Origin of the sequence: Aeromonas dhakensis (genome assembly GCF_002285935.1) — a bacterium.
GTDB classification, from domain to species: Bacteria; Pseudomonadota; Gammaproteobacteria; order Enterobacterales; family Aeromonadaceae; genus Aeromonas; species Aeromonas dhakensis.
The window spans coordinates 3,982,401-4,002,551 of record NZ_CP023141.1 but is presented as its reverse complement, the minus strand read 5'-3'; the positions used below and the strand labels follow the sequence as shown (position 1 = coordinate 4,002,551).

Genomic DNA, 20,151 nt, shown 5'->3' with positions numbered 1-20,151 from the left:
TACATACCCGCTAGCCAAGGTATAGAACAGTTCACGAAGGATGGATCCCATTATGGCTTTTGCCACGCTGGAAGAGTTGATCGGCAATACCCCCCTGCTGGCGCTGCGTCGCATCAATCCCCACCCCGATGTCACCCTGCTGGTCAAGCTGGAGGGCAACAACCCGGCCGGCTCGGTCAAGGACAGGCCGGCGCTGAACCTCATCAAGTGTGCGGAGGCGAGCGGTCACTTAGCGCCTGGGGCTCGCCTGATCGAGGCCACCTCCGGCAACACCGGCATCGCGCTAGCCATGGTGGCGGCGGCGCGGGGCTACCGGATGCGGCTCATCATGCCAAATACCATGAGCCAGGAGCGGCGCGATGCCATGCAGGCCTATGGCGCCGAGCTGGTGCTGGTGGAGGGGGGCATGGAGGCCGCACGCGACCTCGCCCTGGCGATGCAGGCACGGGGCGAGGGGCTGGTACTCGATCAGTTCAACAACCCGGCCAACCCGGATGCCCATTACCTCTCCACCGGCCCCGAGATCTGGCGCCAGAGCGAGGGAGCGGTCACTCACTTCGTCTCGGCCATGGGCACCACGGGCACCATCATGGGGGTCTCCCGCTACCTCAAGGAGCAGAACCCGGCGGTGCAGGTGATCGGCCTGCAACCGGCCGAGGGGAGCCAGATCCCCGGCATCCGACGCTGGCCGGCGGCCTACCTGCCCGCCATTTTCGAACCCGCCCGGGTCGACCGGGTGCTGGACGTCACGCTCGACGAGTCCCTCGCCATGATGCTCCGGCTGGCGCGGGAGGAGGGGATCTGCTGCGGGGTCAGCTCGGGCGGCGCCGTGGCCGGCGCGCTGCGGGTAGCGGCAGAGATCAAACAGGGGGTGGTGGTGGCCATCATCTGCGATCGGGGGGATCGCTACCTCTCCACCGGGGTGTTCAGCGACGAACAGGGGTGAGAGCCCAGGTCGGCGTGCTGATTAACATGATATGTATCAACAGCTTGCTGATACATCGCACTGTGTACCCCTTGTAACAATCAAGCCTGCCGGCAGGCTTGATTCCATTTGCCTCCTGTTTGACACTCGGCCTCTTTTGTTGACCGCTGCAAACAGGAGCGTCCCATGATCTTGCCTTCCTCTCTTCGTCTTTCTCTGCTTGGCCTCTGTCTGGCCACGGCAGGCTGCACCGTCGAACCCTATGCCTATCAGTGCGGCGACAAGCAGTGCTCGGTAACCGATCACAAGGGGCAGAAACAGGAGCGGCCGCTGGACGAGGTGAAACCCGTCTGGGAGCGCAAGCAGGAGCGGGAAGAGGCAGTGCGCCGCAACAAGGAGTCCATCTGGCGCGAGAAGGCGCCCGAAGATGGCGGCAACTACGGCGCCGGCGCCACCATCCGCTGGTAACAGGCGGCCCCGCGAGACGGGGCCGCCTGCCTGATCACTCCCAGGCCTGCTCCAGCAGGGCCAGCAGCTGGGCCCGGTCGGCATCCTTGCGGTTGTAGAGCAGGGCGCCGTCGTTGATGGCGAGATCGCGGATCTCGGGCAGCAGGCCCTTGTCGGTGAGACCCGCCTCCCGCAGGGTGCGCGGCAGCTTCACCGTCTCCCACAGGGTATTGCGCAGCGCCTGCAACGCCTCGATGGCGGCCTGGGGCCGCACGGCGGCCGGGGTCGCGGCAAAGCGTTCGGCCCCTACCAGCGGCAGCAGCAGGTGGGCCAGCTCGGGGTCTATGCCCGGCCGGTTGTAGTCGAGCACGGTGGGCAGGAAGAGGTTCATGCACAGGCCGTGGGGCAGGTGGCAGCGGGCCCCCAGGCTGTGACCGAGGGCGTGCACCAGTCCCACCATGGAGTTGGAGAAGGCCATGCCAGCCAGGGTGGATCCCTCTGCCAGCTGCAGCCGCAGCTGCTTGTCCTGCGGGTTGCTCAGCACCTGGGGCAGGGCGTTGGCGATCTTCTCCACCGCCATCAGGGCCAGGGCGTCGCTGACCGGGTTCTTGGCCGTGCCGATGAAGGCCTCGATGGCGTGGGTCATGGCATCCATGGCGGTGGCGGCGGTGATGTTGAGCGGCAGCCCCTGGGTGAGGCGTGGATCCAGCACCGCCAGCTGGGGCAGCAGAAAGGGGGAGGTAAAGGGCACCTTGCGCCCGCTCGCCTCGTCCTTGATCACCGCCACCAGGGTCACCTCCGAGCCGGTGCCTGCCGTGGTAGGTACCACCGCCAGCGGCTGCAGCGGCCGGGTCAGGCAGCCGGCGCCGGCGTAATCGAGCAGCCGCTCCCCCCCCATGGAGGCGAGGATGTTGACCGCCTTGGCGGTGTCGATGACGGAGCCGCCCCCCAGCGCCACCAGGCTGTCACAGCCAAGCTCCCGGTGACGGGCCGCGATCCGCTCCACCACGGCGGTGGAGGAGTCGGCCGGGATCTCGTCCCAGATGGCGGCCACCGGCAGCTCCCCTTCGGCCAGCACCCCGGCCAGCAAGGTAGCTAGCCCGGTGCCGCTGACCCCCTTGTCGGTGAGCAGCAGCGGCCGGCGCGCCCCCAATCCCGCCAGCTCGCCGGCCAGTTGCTCCAGCGCCTGCTCCCCTGCGATCAGTTTGACCGGACAGAAAAAATCGTAATAGCGACTCATAGGCTCATCCTCTCGTTCAGCCGGTCAACAGACCCAGGTAGATGTGGCAGGCCCGGCTCAGCTTGTGGCTCGGGTCCGGATAGTGGCGCAGCAAGGGGCGGGCGATGAAGGCGGGCAGGATCAGCGCCTGCAGCTGCTCCAGCGCGCGCACCAGGTGCATGGCGACGGTGAGATCCCCCTCCACCAGCAGACGGTTCTCGCTGAACGCCTGATTGACCCCGAGCCGAAAGCTGAGGGCGCGAAAGGCGATGGCGGGATGCTTGAAACGTACCCGCAGCGGGTGCAGAGCGCCGGCATCGGGGGCGGGGCCGCTCTGCCAGCGGCCATCCGCTTTGTGGATGGTCAAGCCCTGGGCCATACCACCCACCTCCAGCCGGATGGTGAGCCCGTCCGGCAGAGGGGCCAGCTCCCGGCGCACCGCCTCGTCTACCCGGGCAGCGCGGCACAGGGTGCGGCCGATGATCCAGAGCAGGCTGGTTATCCAGAGACGGCGGCCCAGCGCCGCCAGGGTATCAAGGTTTTGGTTGTGCATACGCGTGAGCTCCCGAGATGGCGGACCAGAACAGGGCGAAGGCACTGGCTTGCCAGTGAGCGTCCCGTCCCAGTTCAGGTTGGTCGACAAACAGGGAGGCGCAGGCCAGGAACTGGCCCTGGCACACCTCCAGCATCAGGGCCGGTGGGGCTTGCATCAACTCGCCGCTGGCCTGGCCCTGGGCCAGCAGGCGGGGTAAAAAGCGCAGGGTGTCGCTCAAGATCTGGCTGCGCAGCGGGCGAGCCAGCAGGGGGGAGTGGAAGAAACCCAGCACGAACTTGAGCTCGTGGGGGTGGGCTTGCATCCAGGCCATCGCCTGGCTCCAGTAGTGGTGCGCCTGCTCCTTGAGGGGCAGGGTGGCGTCAGCCTCTGTGATGGCGGCACCGAGGCGCTGTTTGATGTCCTGATAGAGGCTCTGGATCAGCACCTCCTTGCTGGGAAAGTGGTGAAACAGGGTGCCATTGGCCACTCCCGCCGCCTTGGCGATGCGGGCGGTGGCGGCCCCCTGCAAACCATCTTCGGCGCACAGGGCAAGGGCAGCATCCAGGATCTGGCGACGCTTGTCGGTCACGGGCGTATTCATATTTGTCTCGTCAACGTAAGAACAGGGCCATCATCAGCCGCTGGTGCCAGCGCCGATAGGGAGGGTGCACCATGGTGCCGGTGCTGAAGCGCCCCCGGCTCAGCACGGTCTTGGCCTTGGAGAAGGTGAGAAACCCCTCGTGGCCGTGGTAGTGGCCCATGCCGGAGGCGCCGATGCCGCCGAAGGGCACGTCGTCGGCCGCCACCTGGAACAGGCTGTCGTTGATGGCCATGCCGCCGGAGTGGGTCTCCTGGATCACCTTTTGCTGCAGAGCGGGATCCAGGCTCATCAGGTAGAAGGCGAGCGGGCGGGGCCGCGCGGCTATGTAGGCGAGCGCCTCGTCCAGCGAGTCATAGGGCACGATCGGCAGCAGCGGGCCGAAGATCTCCTGCTGCATCAGCTGGCAGTGGTTCGGCACCTCGGTCAGCAGATGGGGCAGCAGGCGATGGGCGCCATCGTCGCGGGCCGGGTTGCCACAGGGGTGGATCTGGGCGCCTGCCCGCTCCGCTTCGGCCAGCCAGCCGGTGAGCCGCTCATACTGGCGGCCATTGATGATGGAGCCGTAATCCGCGCTGGCCAGCCCCTGGGGATAGAGACGGGCGAAGTGATCGCGATAGGCTTCGACAAAGGCCTGCTCCTGACCGCGTGGCAGCAGCACATAGTCGGGGGCGACGCAGATCTGACCGGCGTTGAGGCTCTTGCCGAAGATCATCCGCTCTACCGCCAGCGCCAGCGGCATGTCGGGGGCGATGAGGCAGGGGCTCTTGCCGCCGAGCTCCAGGGTGAGCGGGGTGAGCTGGGGGGCTGCCGCGGCCATCACCAGCCGGCCCACCGCGGTGGAGCCGGTAAACAGCAGGTGATCGAAGGGCAGGGCGCTGAAGGCGGCTGCCACCTGGGCATCGCCTTCAATCACCATTACCTCGCGCTCGTCGAAGACGCCGTCCAGCAGCTCGCGCAGCACCCGGTTGGTGTGGGGGGTAAATTCGGAGAGCTTCAGCATGGCGCGGTTGCCGGCGGCGATGGCGCTGATGAGGGGGCCGAGGCTCAGCATCACCGGGAAATTCCAGGGCACTATGATGCCGACCACCCCGAGCGGCTGATAGAACACCTCCACCCGGGCCGGCGCCAGCAGCAGGCCGGTGTGGCGGCGGTGCGGGCGCATCCAGCGCTTGATCCGTTTCTGGGTGTAGTTGATCTGCATGACGCAGGGGAGGATGTCGGCAATCATGCTGTCGTAGTCGCTGCGCTGGCCATAGTCTTTGGCCAGGGCGTCGCACAGCGGTTGCTTGTGGGCTATCAGGGCGCGCTTGAGCTGGCTGAGGTGGGCTCTGCGCTCGCTCAGGCTCGGCATGGGATTTTGCTGACAGGCGTCTCTGAGTTTGGCCAGTCTGGCCGGGAGCGACAACTTGTCGGCGGCCTCCTGCAACTGCATCGCTTCCATGGCATACCCCGCTGGTGAATGGACCGACTGATTGGTCGGTCTAAATCTAGCTGCGTGTTAATCAAATGTAAAGTTCGGTGCGCTGGTTTGGCATGGTGTGCGGGTGACTCACCCGGCGACTGTGCTGGCTACCACATTTTCGTGGATCCAGGGTTGGTGAATTATCCAATAAGAGGTAGCTTTGGCTATCAATCGACAAGGAGAGTGCACGATGACCAGGGAACTGAACAGCTTGTTGGCCCGCCTCGAGGATGTGGTCGAGCGGATGCCGGATTGCTTCAACACCTATGAGTTTGCCCAGAAGCTGGCGCTGCAGCATCAGCGCGAATTTTTTGCCGCGGGTCACTCCCTGGCCGAACAGGAGGGGCGCCTGCTGCGGGTGCTGCACGAGAAGATTGCGGAAGCGCTGGCCGGCAGCGACAAGGTGATCGAGGGGGCCTTGTTGCCCTGCGTCACCCCCTGGGGGGAGCGGGCCACCTCGCCGCGCTGGCACCGCAAGCACTGAGCCATCCACTGGATCAACAACAGGGCCCGTCGTGGGCCCTGTTCTGTTGTTGCTGTCACTGGGTCAGGCGGCGTGCCTGCCAGTAGCGGCTGTTCCAGTAGACGTTGTCGAGGCGCGAGCGGATCACCCCCTTGCTGGTGGAGGCGTGGATGAACTCCCCGCCGCCGGTGTAGACGCCGACGTGGTATTGCTGCCAGCCGGTCTTGAAGAAGACCAGATCGCCGTGCTGCAGCCGGTAGCGATCGACCGGCCGGCCCAGGTTGGCCTGGGATTCGGTGGTCCTCGGCAGATTGAAACCCATCACCTGCTGATAGGCGAGCTGGGTGAAGGCGGAGCAGTCGAGACCGGCCCGATCCGAGCCGCCCATGCGATAGGGGACGCCGCGCCACTGCTGATAAAAGCCTTCAAAGGCGCTGCTCTGCTGGCGCGGTGGGGCAGGCTCGGGCGTGCTGGAACAGGCGGCCAGCAACAGGGCCAGCAGGGGCAGCAGCAACTTGCAATCCATGGGGGCTCCTTCGAGACGACAACCTCTCCATCATAAACGGGGTTTGGGGCTCGAACATAGCCTTGCCTGCAAGAAACCACCTGTTGCTACCTCAAAAGAGGCGCGAATGGAGAGGGTTATAATATTGTTTGTATTCATTTGAATAATATTTCCTGATTATCTTGAATGAGTATTTCAATATTAAAGTAGTTATTCCAATCAGCCTGACAATGAAATGATAATTAACCTTGTTGACGTCACCCCGTGATCTGTGTCACGTTCTGTCTCAGGGCTAATTCGTTATGATGACGCCATGAAATAAATGGCAAGGGACCCCGCCATTTTCACCGCCAATATGACGGCAAAAAACAAGATATCTCTGGGTATATTCCCGCAACTGGTTCACATAATAATATTCGGTCAATGACTGGCGTTGGCTGACAATATCACCAGACAGAGGAGGGCCGCCCCATGATATCCGGTCCATAGCAGTGAGTGTTCCCTCGCACCAGGATGCCTGCGGCATCTGGCTGTTGTGCCATCGTTCAGGCCGATGAGCGCGACGTTAAAGCCAATGGGTACCATGCGAGGTTCAAGGCGCAGTCAGGCGGCCTTGAGGGAAGATCGCCATCAGATCGCGACTCCCGTGTAATAGCATCGGCGCATGCCGAATCGTCCACCTTAGATCGCCTCGCGATCCTTGTTCTGTCAACCATAAATACCTTCGCCAACCTGCTGTTAATTCACGGCGAAAATAATGAATGTCATGACAGACAAGCAGAATAACGCCCCGAAATATAACCGTGAATAATATGGTTATGCCATATTTGTTCGCTGTTTAAATAGCTTGGCGTGATTCGACAAGGAGATAACAATGAAAAACAAAAAACCACGCAAATTCATCACGCAAGCTCCCGCTCTCAGTCTGCTCGCGCTGGCCTTGTTGGCAGGCAGCGTGCAGGCCGAAGATATTGGCGAGCGTACCGACCAGGGCACCGCCATGCTGGCCAGCCTGCAATCCGAACAGGGACTGATTTACCTCAATGCCGACGTCTGGCTGAAGGGGCAGGGGGCGACGTCGCTGATGACCCGGGATCAGCTGCGCGAGCGGGTACTGGAACGGGGCGAGCGCCTGTTCATCGATTTCAGCGCCGTCACCGACAAGGCTGAGCGGCAGCAGGCCAGAAAGGCCATGGAGCAGCTGGCTGGCATCTCTTTTGATGCCGACTGGGTACTGGTGTCCGGCTACAAGGGGGAGTTGCTGTTCACCCCGCTGGGGGGCGTCGATGATCCGGCCTTCTATCAGGTGATGGAGCGGGTCGACAGCCTGGAAGGGCAGGGCAAGCGCCACAAGCGCTCGCTGACCCAGCCGCCTGCCGCCGAGGCCGGCCTGCCTCACGTGGCCTTCTACCTCAACGTCAACCGCAAGATCAGCGATGCCGAGTGCACCTTCCCGCGCTCGCGCACCTGGAGCCGGGGTGATCGGCTGTTCTGCGATTCGCCGAACATCTCGCTGGTCTACCGGGTCAACCTGGAGCGCTCCCTGCAATTTGGCAACACCGGCTCCGCCACGCCGGATGCCAAGATAGTGCGGATCTCGCTGGACGAAGAGTCGGCCGGTGCCGGCATCCAGCTCAACGAGGATCTCAGCTGGAGCGAGAATATCGCGGACTACCTGCTGCTGGACGGCTGGGCCCGCGACTATGCCACCGATGCCATCGCCCAGGATTATCGCTTCAGCATCGAGGCGTCCAACACCAAGGCGGCGGTGCTCAAGAGCCTGCCGACCAACCTCAACAGCAAGTACGAGCATCGCGAGATCTCGGGCTTCGAGGTGGGGGTCACCGGCGGGGTCGAGGTGAACAAGGATGGGCCCAAGGCCAAGCTGGAGGCCTCGGCCAAGTTCAGCCAGCAGCGCCAGCTCGCCTACAACACCCAGGATTACCGGGTCGAACGCTCGGCGCCGAGCGCCCAGAAGGTGAGTTTCAGCTGGGTGCGCGATCAATACGCGACCGCGGAGTCCCTGCTCTCCTCCAAGACGGCCACCGTCTGGGGCATGGGCTACGACGTGGATCACAACCGCATCCAGCCGCTCAGCTACAAGGGGTTCGTGCCGAATCTGGACGTCATCTACAAGGCAGCGCCGGACGAGACGGGCAGCACCGAGTTCAAGATCGACTCCTCGGTCAACATCCGCCCCATCTACACCGGCATCTACAAGCACTACTACGTGGTGGGGGCCCATGTCTCCTTCCAGGGCTTTGAAGATACCGACAAGCGCAGACGGGTGACGGCGTCCACCAGCTTCAAGGTGGACTGGAACCACCCGGTGTTTACCGGCGGTCGCCCGGTCAACCTGCAGCTGGGGGGCTTTGACAACCGCTGCCTGAGCGCGGATGCCAACCATGGTCTGAGCGCGGTAACCTGTGACGAGACCTCGGCGGCTCAGTCCTTCATCTATGACCAGTACGGCCGCTATGTCAGCGCGCAGGATACCCGCCGTTGCCTGGACGGCAACAACCTCGGCCAGCTGCAGAGCTGCAGCCTGAGCCTGGGTCAGCGCTGGGAGTGGAAAGCGGACAGCGATGCGCTCAGTAACCTGAGTGCCCACCAGCTGCTGGGTCATGACAAGCAGAGCGGGGCGCTGGGGCTCTACGACGAGAACGGCAACCCGCAGAATGTGAGCGTACGGACCCTGACCTCCTACACCCGCATCTTCGGGCCACCGGCCAGTCACTGACAGAGCAGGGCCTTGCGCCCAAGACAACAACGCCGGCAAGTGCCGGCGTTTTTTCATGAAGGACGGATCAGGCCTTGTTTTCGATGAGCGGGGCGAGCAGTTCCGCCAGCTTGTAGAAGGTCTGCACCCGGGTGGTGCTGGGGCGCCACACCAGCCCTATCTCGCGGTAGGGATGTTCTCCCGGCAGCGGAATGGCCACCAGATCCGTGTTGTCGAGGATGCCCGCATCGATGGCCATCTGCGGCAGGAAGGTGGTGCCGAGCCCGGCGCCGACCATCTGCACCAGGGTGTGCAGGCTGGTGGCGGCAAACGGGTTGATCTTGCTCTTGTCCCGCAGCCGGCAGGCGCTCACCGCGTGTTCGGTGAGGCAGTGTTCCCGCTCCAACAGGAAGATGCTCTGGTTGGGCAGCTCCTTGTAGTCGAACGGGGTGTGCAGGCTGGCCGCCATGCTGGCGGGCATCACCATGTGGAAGGGATCCTGACCGACCGTCTTGCAGTGAAAGCCGCCGATCTCCACCGGCAGCGCCAGGATCAGCAGGTCGAGCTGACCCTGCTCCAGCTGCTTGAGCAGGTTGGTGGTGGTGTCTTCACGCAGCAACAATTCCAGCTCAGGATAGGTCTTGCCGCACACCTGCAGCAGCTTGCTGAGCAGGAAGGGGGCTATGGTGGGAATGCAGCCCAGGCGTACCGTGCCGTGCATGACGCCCCCCTGATGCTGGCCGAGTTCCATCAGATCCCGCGCATCGGAGAGCAAATTGCGAGCTCGCTCGACGATTTCCATGCCGACCGGGGTCATAATGAAGCTCTTGTGGTCCCGTTCCACCAGTTGCAGGTTCATCATGTCCTCCAGCGTCTGGATCCCGGTACTCAGGGTCGACTGGCTGACATGACAGGCCTTGGCGGCGCGGTTGAAGTTTTTGTGCTCGTCGAGAGCGACCAGATATTGCAGCTGTTTCAGGCTGGGCCAACGTTGCATAGGAAAACCCGATTAATGCTATCTATTTAATTTGATTTAACTAATCTACCATCGGGGTTATAGTTTGTCGCTTTAATTAGACGGACTTGGCTCTAGGTAGCCCAATCCTGACAGGATTGTTCACTTCACATAAAGAGGAATTGAATATGGTATTGGTAGGCCGTCCCGCACCCGATTTCACCGCTGCTGCCGTTCTGGGCAATGGCCAGATCGTTGACTCCTTCAACCTGGCATCCCACATCAAGGGCAAGGCAGCCGTCCTGTTCTTCTATCCGCTCGATTTCACCTTCGTCTGCCCGTCCGAGCTGATTGCCTTCGATCACCGTCTGGAAGAGTTCAACAAGCGTGGCGTGGAAGTGATCGGTGTTTCCATCGATTCCGAGTTCTCCCACAACGCCTGGCGCAACACCAAGATCGAAGACGGCGGCATCGGCCCGGTCAAGTACCCGCTGGTTGCCGACATCAAGCACGAAATCTGCAAAGCCTATGACGTCGAACACCCGGAAGCCGGCGTGGCATTCCGTGGCTCCTTCCTGATCGACAAGAACGGTGTCGTTCGTCACCAGGTTGTCAACGATCTGCCGCTGGGCCGCAACATCGACGAGATGCTGCGCATGGTCGACGCCCTGCAGTTCCACGAAGAGCACGGCGAAGTGTGCCCGGCTCAGTGGGAGAAAGGCAAAAAAGGCATGACCGCCTCTCCGGACGGCGTTGCCAAGTACCTGTCCGAGAACGCCGCTTCCCTGTAATCGGGCCAGCAAACCGGATAGTGAAAAACCGATGCCCAGGCATCGGTTTTTTTATGGCCGCTATTTGGCGGCTAGGTTCAGTAACCATGGTTCGGCAGATTGCCGATAAACGGCAGGCATAAAAAAGCGCGCCCTTTGGCGCGCTTTTGTCATCCAGCTCCGGACTACTCGTCAAAGATACCGAAGTGATCCTTGGCGAAGTTGACCCGCTGCTCCACGTTCATCTTCACCTGACCCAGCTTCTCGATGGTCTTGAGGTTGGGCACCAGGCCGCGGCCGTTGGCGATCTGGATGGCGAGGCCCGGACGGGCGTTGAGCTCCAGCAGCATGGGGCCGCGGAACTTGTCCAGCACCATGTCGGTCCCGATGTAGCCGAGGCCCGACATCTCGTAGCAGGAGGCCGCCAGGGTCAGCAGGGTGTCCCAGTGGGGCACCTTGAGATCGTACAGATCGAGGCCGGTATCCGGATGGTGGCGGATGGGTGAGCCAAACTGTACCGCCCGCAGGGCGCGGCCGGTGCGCAGGCACAGACCCACCCCCACGGCGCCCTGGTGCAGGTTCGCCTTGCCGTCGGAGGCGGCGGTGGAGAGGCGCATCATGGCCATCACCGGGAAGCCCTTGAAGATGATCACCCGCGAATCGGGTACCCCTTCAAACGAGTAGCCGTCGAACACGTCATCGAAGTTGATGAGCCCTTCCACCAGCGCCACGTCAGGCTTGCCGCCCAATGAGTAGAGCCCCGCCAGGATGTTGGAGACATGACGCTCCAGATCCTGGCCGTTGCTGGCGCTGCCGTTCGGCTTGTAGAAGAGGCCGTCCTCCTGGCGCAGGATCACCAGGATCCCCTTGCCGCCGGAGCCGCGTGCCGGCTTGATGCAGAAGCCCGGCCAATCCTTCACCAGCTCGGTGATGCGGCTCACGTCGTGCTGGGCACGGATGGTGCCGATCAGTTCCGGCACCGTCACCCCCGCATCCAGCGCGATGCGCTTGGTCTGCAGCTTGTCATCCACCAGCGGATAGAGGCTGCGCGGATTGTAGCGGCTGATGTAGGAGTGGTTGCGCTTGTTCATGCCGAGGATGCCTGACTGAGACAGGCTCCACGGGGTGGTGTACTTTTCCCAGAACCACATCTGTTACTTGTCCTTACCCGGGGTGGCACCGGAGCGCATCTCGTCCACCAGCGGCTTGAAGCGCTTGAGCTCGCTCAGCTTGTAGCCGGTGTAGTTACCCATCAACAGCACGGTCGCCATCAGCACCAGCTGCAGACCGAGGAAGTTGAAGGTGAGGTGGCGGATCAGTTCGTTGTCCATGGCCAGGTAGGCGATGATGGCCACCAGCAGGGAGCCGCCGCCCTGGCGGAACACCTCTTTCGGACCCTCTTCTTCCCACAGGATGGACATCCGCTCGATGGTCCAGGAGAGGATGATCATCGGGAAGAAGGTGATCTTCATGCCGTCGGTCAGCCCCAGCTTGAAGGCGAACGCCGAGAAGATGCCGATCATCGAGATCACCATGATGATGATGGCCGATATCCGCGCCACCAGCAGCAGGTTGAGCCGCGACAGGTAGGAACGGATCACCAGACCCGTGCCGACGATGAGCAGGAAGCCCACCAGACCGGTGATCAGCTGGGTCTGGATGAAGGCGACCGCGATCAGCACCGGCATGAAGGTACCCGAGGTCTTGATACCGACGATGACCCGCAGGAACACCACCATCAGCACGCCGATGGGGATCAGCAGCAGGCCCTTGAACAGGGTCTGCTCTTCCAGCGGCAGGCTGTGGATGGAGAAGTTCATCATCTCCGATTTTTCAAACTTCTGGGCCAGCGCCACGCTCACCGGCTGCTCCTGCGCGATCATCGAGAAGCTTACCTTGGAGTTGTGGCCACCGGTCACGTCCAGCAGGGCACCGGAGTTGTACTCCCACAGCAGCAGGTTGGCCGGGCGACCCTGTTCACCGGTTTGCGGGTTGAACAGCTTGTAGTCGGTCGGGCTGTTGAACACCTGCAGGTAATCCACCAGCTCCTGACGACGGCGACCGTCTTCCAGGCTCAGGGCATGGACGACCCGGGCCGGTACGTCGGCGTTGTTGAGCAGCTCGGCGATCAGGTTGGCGCGGCTCTTGTGCTTTTTCAGCAGCTCGGCGTTCTGCTCCTGCTTCTCGATCTCCTTGATGATCTCGCGAGTCAGGGTGTAGCCGTCGGCGGAACGCTCCTGGGCACGCTCTAGGATCTGCTGCATGGCGGTGGCGTAGGGCTCGCTCTCGATCTGCTTCTCGATGGCCGGCGGCTGCGGGTTGGCAGCCGGCTTGGCGTGGGCATCGGCCATCATGTCGACGCGGTAGTAGAGCTCCTGACGGCCGGAGGCGGTGCGGATGGACCACTCGGCACGGGCATCGCCATCCTTCTCGACGAAGGAGAGGCCGTAACCCGGGCTCGCGGCGTTCTCGTTCATCAGGGTGAAACCGGGCTGGGTGCCCGGAATGGCCAGGGAGGCGATCACCGGCTCGCCGGTGGCCTCGAACTCCAGCTTGGCTTCGATGGACCAGATCTGGCGTTTTTCACCCGGCGTGAGCGGTACGTCCAGCGCGATGTGGTGATAGAACGTCATCCCCAGGCCGACAATGTACAGCAGGGCAACCAGCAAATAGAACGGCTTACGGGAAACCATGGATTATTTCACATCCTTGAGCTTGGGTTTTGGTTGGATATATTCGCGGGCCACATCAACCACGGCGATGTCTTTCAGGAATTCACGACCCAGCAGCACGGGGAAGGCCATGTCGCTGCGATCTTTCAGGGTAAATTCGGCCTTCTCGGTCATGTCGCCGATACGTACGGCGAGGCGTACCACAGGGCGGCGGTCGAGATCGTCGGCGGAGGCCTGACGCACCCGCACGTGGCGCACCAGCGGCGCTTCAATCTGGATCTTGTCGTCCATCTCCTGATGGCTCAGGAAGAAACGCACCCAGTTCTTGCCGTTGCGCTCGAAGATGGTGATGTCCTGGGCGCTGATGGAGGAGGTGGTGGCACCGGTATCGACCCGCGCTTGGAAGGCGTCGTTGGCGGCGTCAACCCAGATCCACTCCGCCTCGCCGACCAGCAGCTTGCCGTCAACGGTGTGACCCTGGCTCGGGGCCTGGCACTTCTCGGTCGGGATCGCCATGGGTTTGGGCGGCTCGGGCGGCAGGTGTTCCAGCTTGCTGCCGACTTTGTTCACGGACTCTTTCATGTTGTTGACATCAGTGTTGAGCTGAACCAGCAGGTGCTGTTGCTGCACATACTGCTTCTGTTGCTGTTCCATGGATGTTTGCAGGCGCTGCTCGCTCAGATTGATCTCGTTGCGAAGCTCGGCCAGCGTCAGGGTAGGTACCGGGGGCGCTTTTTCCATCGTGACACACCCGCCGAGACTGAGCAGGGAGAGCAGGGTCATTCCTTTTAATTTGCTTTTCATGTCATTCATTTAACTGTGCTTCCTGGAATTGGGTCAGTGTAACTTCCACCGCGGCCATCGGCTAGTCTTTGGCCTTTCTGGCAATCAGTACGGCACGTTTGGGTGCCGGGTGTCCTTCTACCGTGAGTGCCGGATTGGCTGGATCCAGATAATCACTCAGGGATTCATTAATCATCCAGTCGGTACGACGCTGTTCGTCCGTGCTGGTCATATTCTCGTCGACTATCCGCACATCGGTGAACCCGCAGCGCTCGACCCACAGCTTGAGTGCCGCGCTGGAAGGAATGAACCAGACGTTGCGCATCTTGCCGTAGCGATCGGTGGGCATCAGCACGTCGTTGACGCCGCCGTCGATCACCAGGGTCTCCAGCACCAGCTCACCGTCGTCTTTCAACTGGTTGCGCAGCTGTTCGATGTGCTCGATGGGAGACTTGCGGTGATAGAGCACCCCCATGGAGAAGACGGTGTCGAACGCCCGCAGCTCCGGCAGCTCCTGAATGCCGAGCGGCAGCAGGTGGGCGCGCTGGTCGTTGCCGGCGAAGTGACGAATAGCCTCGAACTGGCACAAGAACAGCGGGCTCGGATCGATGCCGACCGCCAGCTTGGCCCCTTCGCCCACCATGCGCCAGAGGTGATAGCCGCTGCCGCAGCCCACGTCCAGCACGTAACGGCCTTTGAGCGGGCTGATGTGGGGCAGCACCCGATCCCACTTCCAGTCGGAGCGCCACTCGGTGTCGATATGGATGCCGTGCACCGTGAACGGGCCTTTGCGCCAGGGCATGAAGTGGCGCAGCAGGCTCTCCACCTTCTTGCGCTCCCCTTCGCCGAGGCTCTCGGCCGAGCCGATTTCGACCCGGCTGGTCAGCTCGACGTGGCCGGGGGCTACCTGCGGCAGCTTGTTGAGGGCACGGTTCCAGCGCGGCAGATCGCCGTGCTGGTTGTCGTGTTGCCAGGCGTGCAGCTGGGCGGGCAGGGTGTGCAGCCAGTGGCTCAGCCGGTTCTTGGCGATCAGCTGATAGAAGTTGGCAAAGTCGATCATGGCTGGGCAGGCTCGCTCGATTTGATGGCGATCATGGAGCCGAAGTTGAAGCACTGGAACCAGAGATCCTGATGGGCGAAGCCGGCCTCCCGCAGGCGGGCCTGATGCACCGGCAGGCTGTCGGTGCGCATCACGTTCTCAAGGGCGGTGCGTTTCTGGCTGATCTCCAGCTCGCTGTAACCGTTGGCGCGCTTGAAGTCGAGATGCAAGTCGATGAGCAGCTCGTTGACCTGCTCGTCCTCGAAGCGGAACTTCTCGCTCAGGATCAGGATCCCGCCCGGGCGCAGGCCGTCAAAGATGCGCTGGATGAGGGCGGCCCGTTTCTCGGGCGCGACGAACTGCAGGGTGAAGTTGAGCACCACCACGGAGGCGTTCTCAATCTCGATGTCGCAGATGTCCGCCTCGATGAGCTCCACCGGCACCTCGGACTTGAAGCCTGAGAGGTGGGCGCGGGCCCGCTCTATCATGGGGTGGGAGAGATCCACCGCCGTGATGCGGCAGCCGGGTTGGGCAACATGGCGACGCATCGCCTGGGTGGCGGCTCCCAGGGAGCAGCCGAGATCGTAGAGTCGGCTCTCGGGCTGGGCGTAGCGGGCGGCCATCATGCCGATGGCGGAGATGATGTTGCTGTAACCCGGCACCGAGCGCTGGATCATGTCGGGAAAGACATCGACGACCTGTTCGTCAAAGCAAAAATCCCCCAATCGGGCGATGGGGGCGGCAAAAATCTGATCGTGCATGCTGGCGCAACCTGACAGCCGGTGCGCGAACCGACTGTTTTGTTCAATTGAATCGTTGGGTGACACCCGTCCGGGTCGTGTCGTCACCGGTTTACGAACGGGGTGGCGGGCCTTGAGATCCATCGGGCCGCTTCCGTTCGCAATGGACCATCATCCTGGTCCTTTTGATGGGCTGCGCCCTGGGCGACAAGCGCTTGTCGTCAAGGGGCGTCGGGGCCCTGTTACCGGAGCCGGATGCTCGCCTGCAATCAAGTGCGATGGGCGGGCAGACCGGGTCCTTGCATGGGGCGCTAGTGTAGAGGAAAGGCGGCCGTTTGTCTTGACGCCAAGCCCCGTCAGATCAGAAAAAAACGGCTTTTTTTCGCGCCGAAGCGGGGGCGGCGAAAGCGCCGCTCAAAAGGGCAGCACGCCCTGGCGCGCGCGATCGTTTTCCCCCGGCCAGAGGGCCATCTCCTGCCCCAGCAGGCGGGCCACCTGACGGGCCAGTTCGGGGGCCTGGGCGTTGTCTGCAGTATGTATAAAGAGGTAGAGATCTTTTCCCTCCGCCAACCACTGACGCCAGTGAGGGAGCCAGCCTGGCAGGAAGGGGTGGTTGTCCTCGGGATGTGGCAGGCCGATGAGCCGCACCACGGGGGCATCGGCGGTGGCCAGCAGGTGCACCGGCAGCCTCGGCTTCTTGCCCTGGGCATCGATCATGGCCGCCGAGGTGGCGGGCACCGAGAAGAGCGGCCGGCTGTCGAGCATGATGCGGTTTATGCCTCTCTCCATCAGCAGCCGGTTCAGCTGCCGCTCCGCCTCGCCCTTGGCGAAGAAATCGGGGTGGCGCACCTCGAGGGCATAGTTAAATTGTGTCGGCAGCCGTTCGAAGAAGGCCGCCAGGCGAGGAAGACCATCGGGTCCAAAGCGGGCAGGCAGCTGCAGCTTGAGCAGCCCCAGCTTGTCATGCAGGGGGGCCAGCAGGCGGATAAAGTCGCTCACTTGCTTGTCGGCGCTCACCAGATCGCTCTGGTGACTGATGGTTTGCGGAAACTTGAAGCTGAAACGAAAGCCCGCTGGCACCGCATCGGCCCAGCGCCGGACCGTGTCGGGGGTCGGCGAGGCGTAGAAGGTGGTATTGCCTTCCACCGTGTTGAAGACCCGGGCATAGTGGGCGAGGTGCTCGGAGGGCTTGGCACCCACCCCCAGCAAGTGACCGGGCCAGGCCGGGTGCGACCATTGTGGCAGGCCCAAAAAGAGGCTCATGAGGGATCCTGTCTGCGGGTTTGTCTCGATTTTCCCCTTTTTTTGCCCCGGGATGTAAAAAACAGGGCAAAGGAGGCTGCTGGCCATTTTACCCAAATGGGGGTTTTCCTCTATAATGCCAGCCCTTTTGTTTGCCAATTTGTTGTGACTCACGCCGCTGTACGCATATTGTGACGACGGCAGCGGCCATGATGCGGCCAAACAACAATCGCTTGCCGATGTCCTCCGCCCGACAACCCGGCCGCTTGTCAGCCGCCTCTGGTCGAGCCGATATCGGCGGCAGGTGTCCGATCCCGGCGGTCGGACGGTACGAGACAGATTTCAAACCGGGCAAGAAGCAGGATCTGGCCAGCTGTGAGACAGACGGTGCTTGCCAGTCGTGCCCGGCGACCCAGGTTAACCGTCTCTCTACAATTTCGAAGGAAGAAGTCCATGCGCTCTATCTATTGCGGACAGGTCAATGAGGCCCATGCAGGGCAGACCATTACATTGTGCGGTTGGGTCCATCGTCGTCGCGATCTGGGCGGCCTCATCTTTATCGACATGCGTGACCGCGAGGGCATCGTCCAGGTGTTCTTCGATCCGGACAAACCGGACGCCTTCGCCCTGGCCTCCGAACTGCGCGGCGAGTTCTGCATTCAGGTCTCCGGCGTGGTGCGCACCCGTCCCGACTCCCAGCGCAACAGCGACATGGCCACCGGCGCCATCGAGGTGTTTGCCCACGAGCTCACCATCATCAACCGTGCCGAGCCGCTGCCGCTGGACTTCAACCAGGTCAACAGCGAAGAGGTGAGCCTCAAGTATCGCTACCTGGATCTGCGTCGCCCCGAGATGGCCAAGTACCTGAAGACCCGCGCCAAGGCCAGTGCCTTCGTGCGCCGCTTCATGGACGAGCACGGCTTCCTCGACATCGAGACCCCGATGTTGACCAAGGCCACCCCGGAAGGGGCCCGTGACTACCTGGTGCCGAGCCGCGTGCACAAGGGCAAGTTCTACGCTCTGCCGCAGTCCCCGCAGCTGTTCAAGCAGCTGCTGATGATGTCCGGCTTCGACCGTTACTACCAGATCGTCAAGTGCTTCCGTGACGAAGACCTGCGTGCCGACCGCCAGCCGGAATTCACCCAGATCGACGTGGAGACCTCCTTCATGACCGCACCGCAAGTGCGTGAAATCATGGAAGAGATGATCCGCAAACTGTGGCTGCACATCCTGAACGTGGATCTGGGCGACTTCCCGATCATGACCTTCGACGAAGCCATGCGTCGCTACGGCTCCGACAAGCCTGACCTGCGTCTGCCGATGGAGCTGGTGGATGTGGCTGACCTGCTGACCGCGGTCGAGTTCGCCGTGTTCGCCGGCCCCGCCAACGATCCGAAAGGCCGTGTGGCTGCGCTGAAAGTACCGGGCGGCGCCGAGCTCTCTCGCAAGCAGATCGACGAGTACACCAAGTTTGTCGGTATCTACGGTGCCAAGGGCCTGGCCTGGATGAAGGTCAACGAAGCGGCCAACGGCATCGAGGGCGTGCAGTCCCCGGTGGCCAAGTTCCTCTCTGACGCCATCGTGCGCGAGATCCTGACCCGCACCGGTGCGATGGATGGCGACATCATCTTCTTCGGTGCCGACTCCAAGAAAGTGGTGTGCGATGCCATGGGCGCCCTGCGTCTGAAAGTGGGCCGCGATCTGGGTCTGCTGGAGAACAGCTGGAAGCCGCTGTGGGTCATCGACTTCCCGATGTTCGAAGAGGATGGTGAAGGCGGTCTGGCTGCCATGCACCACCCGTTCACCGCGCCGAGCGGCCTGAGCCCGGAGCAGCTGAAAGCCAACCCGGTAGGCGCTTACGCCAACGCCTACGACATGGTGATCAACGGCTACGAAGTGGGTGGCGGTTCTGTCCGTATCCACAACAGCGAGATGCAGGCCACCGTGTTCGACATCCTGGGTATTACCCCGGCCGAGCAGCGCCTGAAGTTCGGCTTCCTGCTGGATGCCCTCAAATACGGTACCCCGCCGCACGCCGGCCTGGCCTTCGGCCTGGACCGCCTCAGCATGCTGCTGACCGGTACCGAGAACATTCGGGACGTGATTGCCTTCCCGAAAACCACGGCGGCCGCCTGTCTGATGACCGACGCCCCCAGTTTTGCCAACCCGACCCAGCTGGGCGAGCTGGCGATTGCGACCACCGTCAAGGGTGACGAATAAGCCTTTATCGGCAACCAGGGCCGCAGCAATGCGGCCTTTCCCGTTTCCCCGGGTAGTCGCAACCTGTGTTACTGAAATTTCAAACTATAACGGAGAGTCCCTATGGCAGGTCACAGTAAATGGGCCAACATCAAACACCGCAAGGCGGCGCAAGACGCCAAGCGCGGCAAGATCTTCACCAAGCTGATCCGCGAAATCACCACCTCCGCGCGTCTCGGTGATGCCGACCCGGCCAACAACCCGCGCCTGCGTGCGGCGGTGGCGGCGGCCCTGACCAGCAACATGACCCGTGACACCATCAACCGTGCCATCGCCCGTGGGGCCGGCGGTGGTGACGGCGAGCAGCTCGAAACCATCGTCTATGAAGGTTACGGCCCGGCCGGCTCTGCCGTCATGGTGGAGTGCCTGACCGACAACCGCAACCGCACCGTGGCCGAAGTGCGTCACGCCTTCAGCAAGTGCGGCGGCAACCTGGGTACCGACGGCTCCGTGGCCTACCTGTTCACCAAGAAGGGTGTACTGACCTTCGTAGGCGCCGATGAAGATGCCCTGATGGACGCCGCTCTGGAAGCCGGTGCCGACGACGTGGTGACCGAAGAAGATGGCACCATCGAGGTGTACACCACCCCGAACGACTTCGGCACCGTGCTGGACGGTCTGGAAGCCGCTGGCTTCAAGCCCGAGAGCGCCGAAGTGACCATGATCCCCTCCACCGAAGCGGAGCTGGATGCCGAGACCGCGCCCAAGCTGATGCGCCTCATCGACATGCTGGAAGATCTGGACGACGTGCAGGAGGTGTACCACAACGGTTCCATCTCCGACGAAGTTGCCGCCACCCTGTAATCAGGTCGGCA

19 protein-coding genes are annotated in these 20,151 nt (G+C 62.5%); 7 read left to right on the top strand and 12 right to left on the bottom strand.

What is annotated here, in order from left to right:
- The first annotated feature begins 40 nt into the window (after positions 1 to 40).
- The gene (gene cysM, locus CK627_RS18565) at positions 41 to 946 is read left to right on the top strand and encodes a cysteine synthase CysM (RefSeq protein ID WP_095593072.1); all 906 of its coding nucleotides are present in this window, start codon (positions 41 to 43) and stop codon (positions 944 to 946) included.
- 165 nt (positions 947 to 1,111) lie between these two features.
- Positions 1,112 to 1,393, top strand: a complete 282-nt coding sequence (locus CK627_RS18560; protein ID WP_095593071.1) for a hypothetical protein — start codon at positions 1,112 to 1,114, stop codon at positions 1,391 to 1,393.
- A 34-nt stretch (positions 1,394 to 1,427) separates the two neighbouring features.
- On the opposite strand, the gene CK627_RS18555 is transcribed toward CK627_RS18560, so the two are convergent.
- The 4 genes from CK627_RS18555 to CK627_RS18540 are packed head-to-tail and all read right to left on the bottom strand — an operon-like array spanning position 1,428 to position 5,168.
- The gene (locus tag CK627_RS18555; RefSeq protein WP_095593070.1) at positions 1,428 to 2,612 is read right to left on the bottom strand and encodes an iron-containing alcohol dehydrogenase; all 1,185 of its coding nucleotides are present in this window, start codon (positions 2,610 to 2,612) and stop codon (positions 1,428 to 1,430) included.
- A gap of 16 nt (positions 2,613 to 2,628) precedes the next feature.
- The gene (locus CK627_RS18550; RefSeq protein ID WP_019838562.1) at positions 2,629 to 3,144 is read right to left on the bottom strand and encodes an SCP2 sterol-binding domain-containing protein; all 516 of its coding nucleotides are present in this window, start codon (positions 3,142 to 3,144) and stop codon (positions 2,629 to 2,631) included.
- Positions 3,125 to 3,727, bottom strand: coding sequence for a TetR/AcrR family transcriptional regulator (locus tag CK627_RS18545; protein WP_095593069.1), 603 nt, complete (start codon positions 3,725 to 3,727; stop codon positions 3,125 to 3,127). Before CK627_RS18545 ends, CK627_RS18550 begins: the two co-directional genes overlap by 20 nt.
- Positions 3,728 to 3,737: 10 nt before the next feature.
- Positions 3,738 to 5,168, bottom strand: a complete 1,431-nt coding sequence (locus tag CK627_RS18540; protein WP_095593068.1) for a coniferyl aldehyde dehydrogenase — start codon at positions 5,166 to 5,168, stop codon at positions 3,738 to 3,740.
- A 211-nt stretch (positions 5,169 to 5,379) separates the two neighbouring features.
- On the opposite strand from CK627_RS18540, the gene CK627_RS18535 reads away from it, so the two are divergent.
- Positions 5,380 to 5,673, top strand: coding sequence for a hypothetical protein (locus CK627_RS18535; RefSeq protein WP_005299095.1), 294 nt, complete (start codon positions 5,380 to 5,382; stop codon positions 5,671 to 5,673).
- Between the two features lie 55 nt (positions 5,674 to 5,728).
- On the opposite strand, the gene CK627_RS18530 is transcribed toward CK627_RS18535, so the two are convergent.
- Complete coding sequence (locus tag CK627_RS18530) at positions 5,729 to 6,178, bottom strand: C40 family peptidase (protein WP_005299102.1); 450 nt, start codon at positions 6,176 to 6,178, stop codon at positions 5,729 to 5,731.
- Between the two features lie 853 nt (positions 6,179 to 7,031).
- Between CK627_RS18530 and ahh1 the strand changes: the two genes are divergently transcribed.
- On the top strand, positions 7,032 to 8,897 hold the full coding sequence (ahh1, locus tag CK627_RS18525) for a hemolysin Ahh1 (RefSeq protein ID WP_017781836.1): 1,866 nt from the start codon (positions 7,032 to 7,034) through the stop codon (positions 8,895 to 8,897).
- A gap of 67 nt (positions 8,898 to 8,964) precedes the next feature.
- On the opposite strand, the gene CK627_RS18520 is transcribed toward ahh1, so the two are convergent.
- On the bottom strand, positions 8,965 to 9,873 hold the full coding sequence (locus CK627_RS18520) for a hydrogen peroxide-inducible genes activator (protein ID WP_011705410.1): 909 nt from the start codon (positions 9,871 to 9,873) through the stop codon (positions 8,965 to 8,967).
- Between the two features lie 146 nt (positions 9,874 to 10,019).
- Between CK627_RS18520 and CK627_RS18515 the strand changes: the two genes are divergently transcribed.
- Entirely contained in the window at positions 10,020 to 10,622 is a 603-nt protein-coding gene (locus CK627_RS18515) for a peroxiredoxin C (RefSeq protein WP_005299113.1), read from the top strand.
- A gap of 164 nt (positions 10,623 to 10,786) precedes the next feature.
- Here CK627_RS18515 and CK627_RS18510 read toward each other — a convergent pair whose 3' ends face one another.
- The 6 genes from CK627_RS18510 to CK627_RS18485 form a co-directional block, all read right to left on the bottom strand.
- A complete protein-coding gene (locus CK627_RS18510) occupies positions 10,787 to 11,752 on the bottom strand; it encodes an alpha-L-glutamate ligase-like protein (RefSeq protein ID WP_010634493.1) in 966 nt (321 codons plus the stop codon).
- A gap of 3 nt (positions 11,753 to 11,755) precedes the next feature.
- The gene (locus tag CK627_RS18505; RefSeq protein WP_005299120.1) at positions 11,756 to 13,294 is read right to left on the bottom strand and encodes an inactive transglutaminase family protein; all 1,539 of its coding nucleotides are present in this window, start codon (positions 13,292 to 13,294) and stop codon (positions 11,756 to 11,758) included.
- A gap of 3 nt (positions 13,295 to 13,297) precedes the next feature.
- Positions 13,298 to 14,086: an ATP-dependent zinc protease family protein gene (locus CK627_RS18500; protein WP_005299122.1), complete on the bottom strand. Its 789-nt coding sequence runs from the start codon at positions 14,084 to 14,086 to the stop codon at positions 13,298 to 13,300.
- A 52-nt stretch (positions 14,087 to 14,138) separates the two neighbouring features.
- Complete coding sequence (gene cmoB, locus CK627_RS18495) at positions 14,139 to 15,116, bottom strand: tRNA 5-methoxyuridine(34)/uridine 5-oxyacetic acid(34) synthase CmoB (protein ID WP_019838556.1); 978 nt, start codon at positions 15,114 to 15,116, stop codon at positions 14,139 to 14,141.
- The gene (gene cmoA, locus CK627_RS18490; RefSeq protein WP_010634490.1) at positions 15,113 to 15,856 is read right to left on the bottom strand and encodes a carboxy-S-adenosyl-L-methionine synthase CmoA; all 744 of its coding nucleotides are present in this window, start codon (positions 15,854 to 15,856) and stop codon (positions 15,113 to 15,115) included. The genes cmoB and cmoA overlap by 4 nt, the downstream gene beginning before the upstream one ends.
- Before the next feature lie 393 nt (positions 15,857 to 16,249).
- Complete coding sequence (locus tag CK627_RS18485) at positions 16,250 to 17,098, bottom strand: DUF72 domain-containing protein (protein WP_095593066.1); 849 nt, start codon at positions 17,096 to 17,098, stop codon at positions 16,250 to 16,252.
- 432 nt (positions 17,099 to 17,530) lie between these two features.
- On the opposite strand from CK627_RS18485, the gene aspS reads away from it, so the two are divergent.
- Together aspS and CK627_RS18470 are read left to right on the top strand one after the other, a co-directional pair.
- Positions 17,531 to 19,297, top strand: coding sequence for an aspartate--tRNA ligase (gene aspS / locus CK627_RS18475; RefSeq protein WP_019838554.1), 1,767 nt, complete (start codon positions 17,531 to 17,533; stop codon positions 19,295 to 19,297).
- A gap of 102 nt (positions 19,298 to 19,399) precedes the next feature.
- Entirely contained in the window at positions 19,400 to 20,140 is a 741-nt protein-coding gene (locus CK627_RS18470) for a YebC/PmpR family DNA-binding transcriptional regulator (protein ID WP_005299136.1), read from the top strand.
- Positions 20,141 to 20,151 lie beyond the last annotated feature (11 nt).